Annotated in this window: 6 protein-coding genes; 3 read left to right on the top strand and 3 right to left on the bottom strand. The window is 67.9% G+C overall.

Translation table 11 applies throughout. The features are described from left to right. The coding region (locus G0D83_RS19225) for a hypothetical protein (RefSeq protein WP_203595627.1) at window positions 1-461 on the bottom strand (461 nt) is incomplete at its 3' end. 100 nt (window positions 462-561) lie between these two features. Between G0D83_RS19225 and cysD the strand changes: the two genes are divergently transcribed. From cysD to G0D83_RS19210, 3 genes are all read left to right on the top strand, one after another. Beyond that, window positions 562-1,467 carry a sulfate adenylyltransferase subunit CysD gene (gene cysD / locus G0D83_RS19220; RefSeq protein WP_108970832.1) on the top strand — a complete coding sequence of 302 codons (906 nt, stop codon included), beginning with the start codon at window positions 562-564 and terminating at the stop codon, window positions 1,465-1,467. Between the two features lie 58 nt (window positions 1,468-1,525). Beyond that, entirely contained in the window at window positions 1,526-3,433 is a 1,908-nt protein-coding gene (gene cysN / locus G0D83_RS19215) for a sulfate adenylyltransferase subunit CysN (RefSeq protein ID WP_164196381.1), read from the top strand. A 175-nt stretch (window positions 3,434-3,608) separates the two neighbouring features. Next, window positions 3,609-5,567: a DUF4214 domain-containing protein gene (locus tag G0D83_RS19210; protein ID WP_164196380.1), complete on the top strand. Its 1,959-nt coding sequence runs from the start codon at window positions 3,609-3,611 to the stop codon at window positions 5,565-5,567. Window positions 5,568-5,713: 146 nt separating this feature from the next. Here the strand turns inward: G0D83_RS19210 and G0D83_RS19205 are convergent, their stop codons facing one another. Continuing rightward, window positions 5,714-6,541, bottom strand: coding sequence for a sulfotransferase family 2 domain-containing protein (locus G0D83_RS19205; protein ID WP_164196379.1), 828 nt, complete (start codon window positions 6,539-6,541; stop codon window positions 5,714-5,716). A 10-nt stretch (window positions 6,542-6,551) separates the two neighbouring features. After that, the gene (locus tag G0D83_RS19200) at window positions 6,552-7,586 is read right to left on the bottom strand and encodes a replication initiator protein A (RefSeq protein ID WP_164196378.1); all 1,035 of its coding nucleotides are present in this window, start codon (window positions 7,584-7,586) and stop codon (window positions 6,552-6,554) included. Between the last annotated feature and the right edge of the window lie 264 nt (window positions 7,587-7,850).

Genomic DNA, 7,850 nt, shown 5'->3' with positions numbered 1-7,850 from the left:
AGATTGGCCAGCTGCAGGCCGTCGACGGCGCGGAAATCCTCGCCGCGGCGGCGCAGGGCCAGCAGGACGCGGGCGCCCGGGGTGCCGCCAGACCCACCGGACCCGCCGCGGCCGAGGCGCCAGCGCAGGGCGCGCAGCGGCAGGGGCTCGCCCTGCGCCGCCGGATCCGCCGGCCCCGGGTCCGGCAGGTCGACCTGCGAATAGACCCGGCCGCTGCGCATGCGCTCGACCACGCTCTCGGGCGGGCCCTCCCAGGCCGGGCCGACGTGCCAGCCCGTCACCGGGCTGCCGGGCCAGAAAAGCCGCAAGAGCGCGCTCTCGGCCAAAGTGGCAGCGGCGAGCCGGGCGAGGAAGTGCTGCCAGAGACCCTCTTCGCTCTCCGCGCCCTCGCCTGAGGTGCCCCCCGATGTGCCCATGGATGCGGCAAAGAGCGCCGCGAGGATCTCGGTTTCGTCGGACATGCCCCGCCTTCTCGCCAGATACCCCCCATATGGGAGGTTTTTCGCATCCGCAGCAAGGGTAGATGAGGCCTTCAGTACAGTTCCGACCAGAGGCCCCCCGATGGACACCAAGACCCTCACCCACCTGCAGCGCCTGGAAGCTGAAAGCATTCACATCCTGCGCGAGGTCGTCGCCGAGGCCGAGAACCCGGTCATGCTCTACAGCGTCGGCAAGGACAGCGCCGTCATGCTGCACCTGGCGAAAAAGGCCTTCTACCCCTCGCCGCCGCCCTTCCCGCTGCTGCATGTGGACACCACCTGGAAGTTCCAGGACATGTACAAGCTGCGCGACAAGGCCGCCGCCGACGCGGGCATGGAGCTCCTGGTCTACCAGAACCCCGAGGCGAAAGAGCGCGGCATCAACCCCTTCGACCATGGCGGGCTGCACACCGACATGTGGAAGACCGAAGGGCTGAAGCAGGCGCTCGACAAGTATGGCTTCGACGTGGCCTTCGGCGGCGCCCGCCGCGACGAGGAGAAATCCCGCGCCAAGGAGCGCGTCTTCTCGTTCCGCTCGGCCAACCACCGCTGGGATCCGAAGAACCAGCGCCCGGAACTCTGGCGGCTCTACAACGCCCGCAAGACCAAGGGCGAGAGCGTGCGGGTCTTCCCGATCTCCAACTGGACCGAACTCGACATCTGGCAGTACATCCACCTCGAGAACATCGAGATCGTGCCGCTCTATTTCTCGCAGCCGCGCCCGACGGTGGAACGCGACGGGCTGCTGCTGATGGTCGATGATGACCGCTTCCCGCTGAAGGACGGCGAGGAGCCGGTCATGCGCTCGATCCGCTTCCGCACGCTCGGCTGCTACCCGCTGACCGGCGCCGTGGAGAGCGAGGCGCAGACCCTGCCCGAGGTCATCCAGGAGATGCTGCTGACCACCACCTCGGAACGCCAGGGCCGGGCGATCGACCACGATCAGGCCGCCTCGATGGAGAAGAAGAAGCAGGAAGGCTATTTCTGAGCGCCGCGACAGCGCCGCGCCACCCTCCCCTTCCAGCCCCAGTTTTCAGGGACACGCCATGACCACCCAGGACCCCATCTACAAGACCGACGCGCTGATCGCCGAGGACATCGATGCCTATCTCGAGGCGCACCAGCACAAGACCATGCTGCGCTTCATCACCTGCGGCTCCGTCGATGACGGCAAGTCGACGCTGATCGGCCGGCTGCTCTACGATTCGAAGATGATCTTCGAGGATCAGCTCGCCGCGCTGGAATCCGACTCCAAGCGCTCGGGCACGCAAGGTGAAGAGATCGACTTCGCACTGCTCGTCGACGGGCTCGCTGCCGAGCGCGAGCAGGGCATCACCATCGATGTCGCCTACCGCTTCTTCGCCACCGAGAAGCGCAAGTTCATCGTCGCCGACACCCCCGGCCACGAGCAGTACACCCGCAACATGGTGACCGGCGCCTCGACCGCCGATCTCGCGGTGATCCTCATTGACGCGCGCAAGGGCGTGCTGACCCAGACCCGCCGTCACAGCTACATCGTCAACATGCTCGGCATCCGCCACGTGGTGCTGGCGGTCAACAAGATGGACCTGGTCGGCTACGAGCAGGAGACCTTCGAGCGCATCGTCGCCGACTACCGCGCCTTCGCCGAGAGCATCGGCATCGAGAGCTTCACCGCCATGCCGATCTCGGGCTTCAAGGGTGACAACATCACCGGCCCGAGCGAGAACACCCCCTGGTACGACGGCCCGGCGCTGCTGCCGCTGCTGGAAGAGGTCGAGGTCGAGGACACCCGCGACCAGGCCGGCCCGTTCCGCATGCAGGTGCAATGGGTGAACCGCCCCAACCTCGACTTCCGCGGCTTTGCCGGGATGATCGCCTCGGGCCAGCTGCGCCCGGGCGATCCGGTGCGGGTGCTGCCCTCGGGCAAGACCTCGAGTGTGGCGCGCATCGTCAGCATGGACGGCGACAAGGATCTGGCCGTGGCCGGCGAGTCGGTCACCATCACCCTCGCCGACGAGATCGACTGCTCGCGCGGGCAGGTGATCGTCGCGGCGCAGGCGCCGCTCGAGGTCGCCGACCAGTTCGAGAGCACGATCGTCTGGATGGACGAGAACGAGCTGGTGCCGGGCCGCGCCTACTGGCTGAAGATCGGCACCCAGACCGTCTCGGCCACCGTCGCCGAGCCGAAGTACGAGGTGAACGTCAACACCCAGGAGCACCTCGCCAGCAAGACGCTCGATCTCAACGCCATCGGTGTGGCCAACATCACCACCGACCGCGAGATCCCCTTTGCCCCCTACGCCGAGAACCGCGACCTCGGCGGCTTCATCCTGATCGACAAGCTGACCAACCACACGGTCGCCGCGGGGCTGCTGCATTTCGCGCTGCGCCGGGCGCAGAACGTGCATTGGCAGGCCACCGACATCGGCCGCGAGCACCACGCCTCGATGAAGCACCAGAAGCCGGCCGTGCTCTGGCTCACCGGCCTCTCGGGCTCGGGCAAGTCGACCATCGCCAATATCGTCGAGAAGAAGCTGGCGCGGATGAACCGCCACACCTTCCTTCTGGACGGTGACAACGTGCGCCACGGGCTCAACAAGGATCTCGGCTTCACCGAGGCCGACCGGGTGGAAAACATCCGCCGCGTCGGCGAGGTGGCCAAGCTGATGACCGACGCGGGCCTCATCGTGATCACCGCCTTCATCTCGCCCTTCCGCTCGGAGCGCGACATGGTGCGCGGCATGATGCAGCCGGGTGAATTCGTCGAGGTCTTCGTCGACACGCCGCTCGAGGTGGCCGAGGGCCGCGACGTGAAGGGTCTCTACGCCAAGGCCCGCGCGGGCCAGCTGAAGAACTTCACCGGCATCGACAGCCCCTACGAGCACCCGGAATCGCCGGAGCTGCGCATCGACACCACCGAGATGACGCCCGAGGAAGCCGCGGACCTGATCATCGCACGGCTGATCCCGTAAGAGGGACGGCTCGCCGAAATACGAAAGGCCCCGGCGCATCACCGGGGCCTTTTTCATGACAGGCCGGGCCCCTGCCCGGCGCGATCACGGATCCGTGCGAAGCCTGCCGGAAACTTTTCCCGCCAGCCTTCCGTGTCTCCTCCGGTGCGACCACTGATGAGAGAGGAGATCACCAATGGCCCACCTGGCGCCTTCCTACCGGTCCTTCGAGACCTTCCTGTCCGGGGCTGATGCCTTCTGGACCGTCGACTTCACCGCCCTGAACAGCTCCGGCGTCAAGGCCTCCGCGGTCCTTGCCATGGCCACCGAGGAGGATGGCAGCGCCTATCTCAACGTGGCCATCGCGGCCAGCGGGATGACCCCGTCGCAGACCCATGCGCAGCATATCCACGGGCTCTTCGACGAGGGCGGCAACCCGATCGACTCGACCGCCCCCACGCTGGCCGATGACGCCGATGCCGACGGCATGGTCGAGGTGATCGAGGGGCTCGGCCAATACGGCGACGTGCTGCTGCCGCTGGTCTCGGCCGCGGATGGCGCCATGCCCATGGCCGACAGCAGCGGCATGCTGGCCTTCGTCCAGAGCTACGATCTGGGCGATGACGAGAATTTCTTCAGCCCGGTGTCGATGACCGATTACACCGCCGAGGATCTCATGCCGCTGACCCTGCGCGAGATCGTGCTGCACGGGGTGCAGGTGCCTGACGGCATCGGCGAAGGCACCGGCGGCGAGGTCGACGGCGGCACCAACGGCTATACCGGCATCCTGCCCGCCGCCGCCGGCGATATCGAGAGCGCCAGCTTCGAGGAGGCCATGGCGCTCTTCGCCGCGCAGCGCGCCATGACCTCGGGGCGCATCACCCTGACCGAGGGCGACGACAGCTTCAACGCCGGCCCCGGCGATGACTTCATCGACGCCCGCGGCGGCAACGACAGCATCGCCGCCGGCGCCGACAATGACACGGTCTCGGGCGGCACGGGCCGCGATGTGCTGCATGGCGGCGCGGGAGACGACCTCGTCGATGCCTCGGTCGAGGACGACAACCTGGCCGATGCCGCCGATGGCGGTGCCGCGGGCGGGCTGATGCTCTCGGATTACGACAACGGCCTCGCCGGGGGCGCGGGCAATGACGTGATCCGCGGCCGCGCCGGGGACGACATCCTCACCGGTGACGACGACAGCCGCGTCGCCGACGCGCTTGGCCTGACCTTCGACGCCAGCGCCGACGGCTCCGACACGATCTACGGCGGCGCCGGCAACGACGAGATCCACACCGGCAGCTGGGCCGACGGCGACCAGGGCCTGGTCAATGCCTCGACCGGCATGATGGCCGACTGGGCCTCGGGCGGCATGGGTGACGACATCCTGCGCGGCGCGGGCGGCAATGACACGCTCTACGGCGACCAGGGCGCGGACAATATCGGCGGCGGCGGCGGCGATGACATGATCTACGGCGATTTCGCCACCACGGGCAGCGCCGAGGTGGAAAGCGGCCAGATCATCCGCCTCTACCAGGCCGCCTTCGACCGCGCCCCCGACGCGGGGGGCTTCTACAACTGGACCGAACGGCTGGAGACCGGCGAGCTCTCGCTCGGGCAGGTGGCCTCGGGCTTCACCGGCAGCGCCGAGTTCACCCGCGACTACGGCGGGCTGGACAATGCCGCCTATGTCGACGCGCTCTACATGAACGTGCTCGACCGCGGCGCCGACGCGCAGGGTCTGGCGAACTGGACCGCCCGTCTCGACGGCGGCATGAGCCGGGCCGAGGTGCTGCTCGGCTTCTCCGAAAGCCCCGAGTTCCGCATGTCGATGGCCGATGACGTCACCGATTGGGTGATGGAGCAGGGCACCGACGACGTGCTGATGGGCGACGGCGGGGCGAACACGCTCTCGGGCGGGCTGCTCTCGGACCGCTTCGTCTTTGGCGCCGAGGCCGGCAGCAGCCATGATGTGACCGATCTCGAGAGCTGGGACATGCTCGACTTCAGCGCCTTCGGCTACGGCAGCGCGGAGGCGGCCATGGACCAGATGACCGAGGTCGGCGACGACCTGGTCTTCATGGATCAGGACGTCACGGTCACGCTGCACGACACCGCGATGGCCGATCTGAACGCCGGGATGGTGCTGGTCTGAGGCGGCGGGCCCTCCGGCCCAGCTCCCCCCCTCAGTCCTCCAAGGGATCGCGGCCCCGCCGCGGTCCCTTTTTCATGCCCCCTGCCCAGCAGCGATGCCGGGGCCTAGCCACGCGGCAGATCTGCCGCGACTCCGCAGTCAGGGCGTCACCCGCTGGACAGGCGCTTTGCCTCTTCGTAGATCACCCGGTCGAGCCGCGTCAGGCGATCGAGCTCGGCGTCGATCTCGGGGGTGATCGCCTCGCGCACCACCTCTTCCATGTCCGGCAGCGCGCCATAGCTGCGCGACGAGCGGGCCCAGGGCAGCTCCTCGGGCATCACGAGCCCGAGCCGGGCGCTCACCTGGCGGAAGAGCCCCGGCATGTCCTCGGTGATGCCCACCGTGTCGAACTCTGCCAGGTGGCTCAGCGCCGCGCTAAGCGCCTCCTCATCGCTCAACCGCATCTCGCCGCGGGGGCCGACCCAATGCCGGCCGAGCAGGCTGCGGGCATAATAGTTGTCGGTGTCCGAGGGCAGCCCGCCGGTGCGGTGGCGCAGGAACTCCAGCAGCCCCAACTCCTTGGCCCTCCGCGGGCCGTGCAGGCCGCGCTCCTCGATCACCTTCCAGGAGTGCGCCCGCCAGAAATAGTAGAGCGACAGGATCCGCGCCTTGGGCTCGCGCAGCAAGGTGATCGCGTAGCGCGGCGCCGGGATCAGCCGGAAGCGCTCGTAATCCATGTGCGCCGAGACATAGCGGTAGGCCGCCAGTTGCGCTGAATCGAGCCGGTCGAGGTTGCGCAGCCGCTCGGGGCAGATCGTCTCGCGCGGGAAGTGCGGTACCAGGAAATCGTGCAGCGAGGTGCCGCCGGTCTTCGGAAAATGAAACAGCACCACCCGCTCGCGGATCGGCTCGGCCGGACGCGGCGCCCCCCTGCCCCGGCCGAGCAGCCGTCCGGCCTTGTTTCGCAGCGAAACAATTCTGTCGAAGGTCAGCATCTCTTCACCTTCACCGTTGCGCCTTCACCCAGCCGAGGAAGGCGGCGTCGGCATTGCCAAGGCGCGGCCGGCCGGTCTCTTCCCACCAGCCGCGCCAGCGGGCGGCGAGCGCGTGGACGTCGGCGCCGGGGCGCAGGGCGCGGGCGGCCTCGAAGGCATCCTCCGACAGATGCGGTCCGGTGGTGGTGGCCGTGCGGGGGACGCGCAGGCGCTCGATGACGATGAGATCGCCCGGCAGCTCGCGCAGCGTGTAATCGGGCAGCGTCGCCTCGGCGATCATCTTGCGCAGCGCGGCGCGAAACACCCGCAGCGGCGCGGCGGAGCCGGACTTCTTGTGCAATGTGCCGACCGAGACCTGCCAGCTCGCCTGCTTGCCGCAATGCTTGCGCGCCAGCTCGTAGAGGCGCCGCTCGAGCGGCTTGCGCAAGCGGAAGTAGTCGCGGCTGAGGGTCAGCACCGATTTTGCCAGCACCGCGCGGAACAGCCATTCCGAGAGCGTCACCGTCACCGAGATCATCCGCCCGCCGCGCGAGCGGCGGACGATCTCCCAGCTCTCGATGAGACCGAAGCCGCGGGTGGTCTCGAGGCCGCCGGTGGTCATGTTGGTGGTGATGCGGGTGCCGGCGAGCCGCTCGAAGGCATCCTTGAGCCGGGTGTAGCCGTCGCCCGAGGTGTCGCGGTTGGTGGCAACCAGCAGGTCATGCGCCTTGAGCTGCAGCGTGCGCGAGACCTCGCGGCCGGCGTTCAGCGCCGCCATCAGCTGGCTGACGCAGTAGATCAGAATATCTTTATCGTGGATCGTGGCGCGGCCCTTGACCGAGGGGATGACGTCGATCTGCGTGCCGTTGTGCGCGTAGCTCAGCAGCCGCCGGTCGGGCCGGGTCGAGAGCGAGAAAATCGGGTGCTCCATAGAGCCGAGATCATCCTTGGGCGCGGCATCGAAGATGTCACAGACGAAGAAGTCGGCGGTCGGATGACGGTCGGGCAGCAGCCCGCCGCCGGAGTGGTCCGCCCCCTGCGCGGGAGGCTGTGTCGCTGCGCTCATCGTCTCGTCCTGCCTGCCCGGCCCCCGGTTTTTCGCGGCGGATCTGCGCCCGCCCGCTTTCGGGGTTTCAGTGACGCTCAGCCTAGTTTTATCCACAGCCCCCGTCCAGCCCGAGTTCGGGGGATCGGAGTCGCTTTGCCGTGGGTTCAGAGTCGGCTCAACGTGGGTTCAGAGTCGGAGCGGTGCACAGCGATGCATTTTTGCCGTTCAGTATCAGAGACTTGGGAAAGTGCTTCCCAGCCCGTAACGAATAAACTAACAAAA

It is taken from the genome of Salipiger sp. PrR003 (genome assembly GCF_010500785.1).
Taxonomy (GTDB): domain Bacteria; phylum Pseudomonadota; class Alphaproteobacteria; order Rhodobacterales; family Rhodobacteraceae; genus Salipiger; species Salipiger pacificus_A.
This window is presented reverse-complemented; position numbering and strand designations above follow the sequence as displayed.

Excerpts from the sequence above, each read along its gene's own strand:
- cysN (WP_164196381.1), top strand. The coding sequence starts at position 1,526 with ATGACCACCCAGGACCCCATCTACAAGACCGACGCGCTGATCGCCGAG.
- G0D83_RS19205 (WP_164196379.1), bottom strand. The coding sequence starts at position 6,541 with ATGCTGACCTTCGACAGAATTGTTTCGCTGCGAAACAAGGCCGGACGG.
- cysD (WP_108970832.1), top strand. The coding sequence starts at position 562 with ATGGACACCAAGACCCTCACCCACCTGCAGCGCCTGGAAGCTGAAAGC.
- G0D83_RS19210 (WP_164196380.1), top strand. The coding sequence starts at position 3,609 with ATGGCCCACCTGGCGCCTTCCTACCGGTCCTTCGAGACCTTCCTGTCC.
- G0D83_RS19200 (WP_164196378.1), bottom strand. The coding sequence starts at position 7,586 with ATGAGCGCAGCGACACAGCCTCCCGCGCAGGGGGCGGACCACTCCGGC.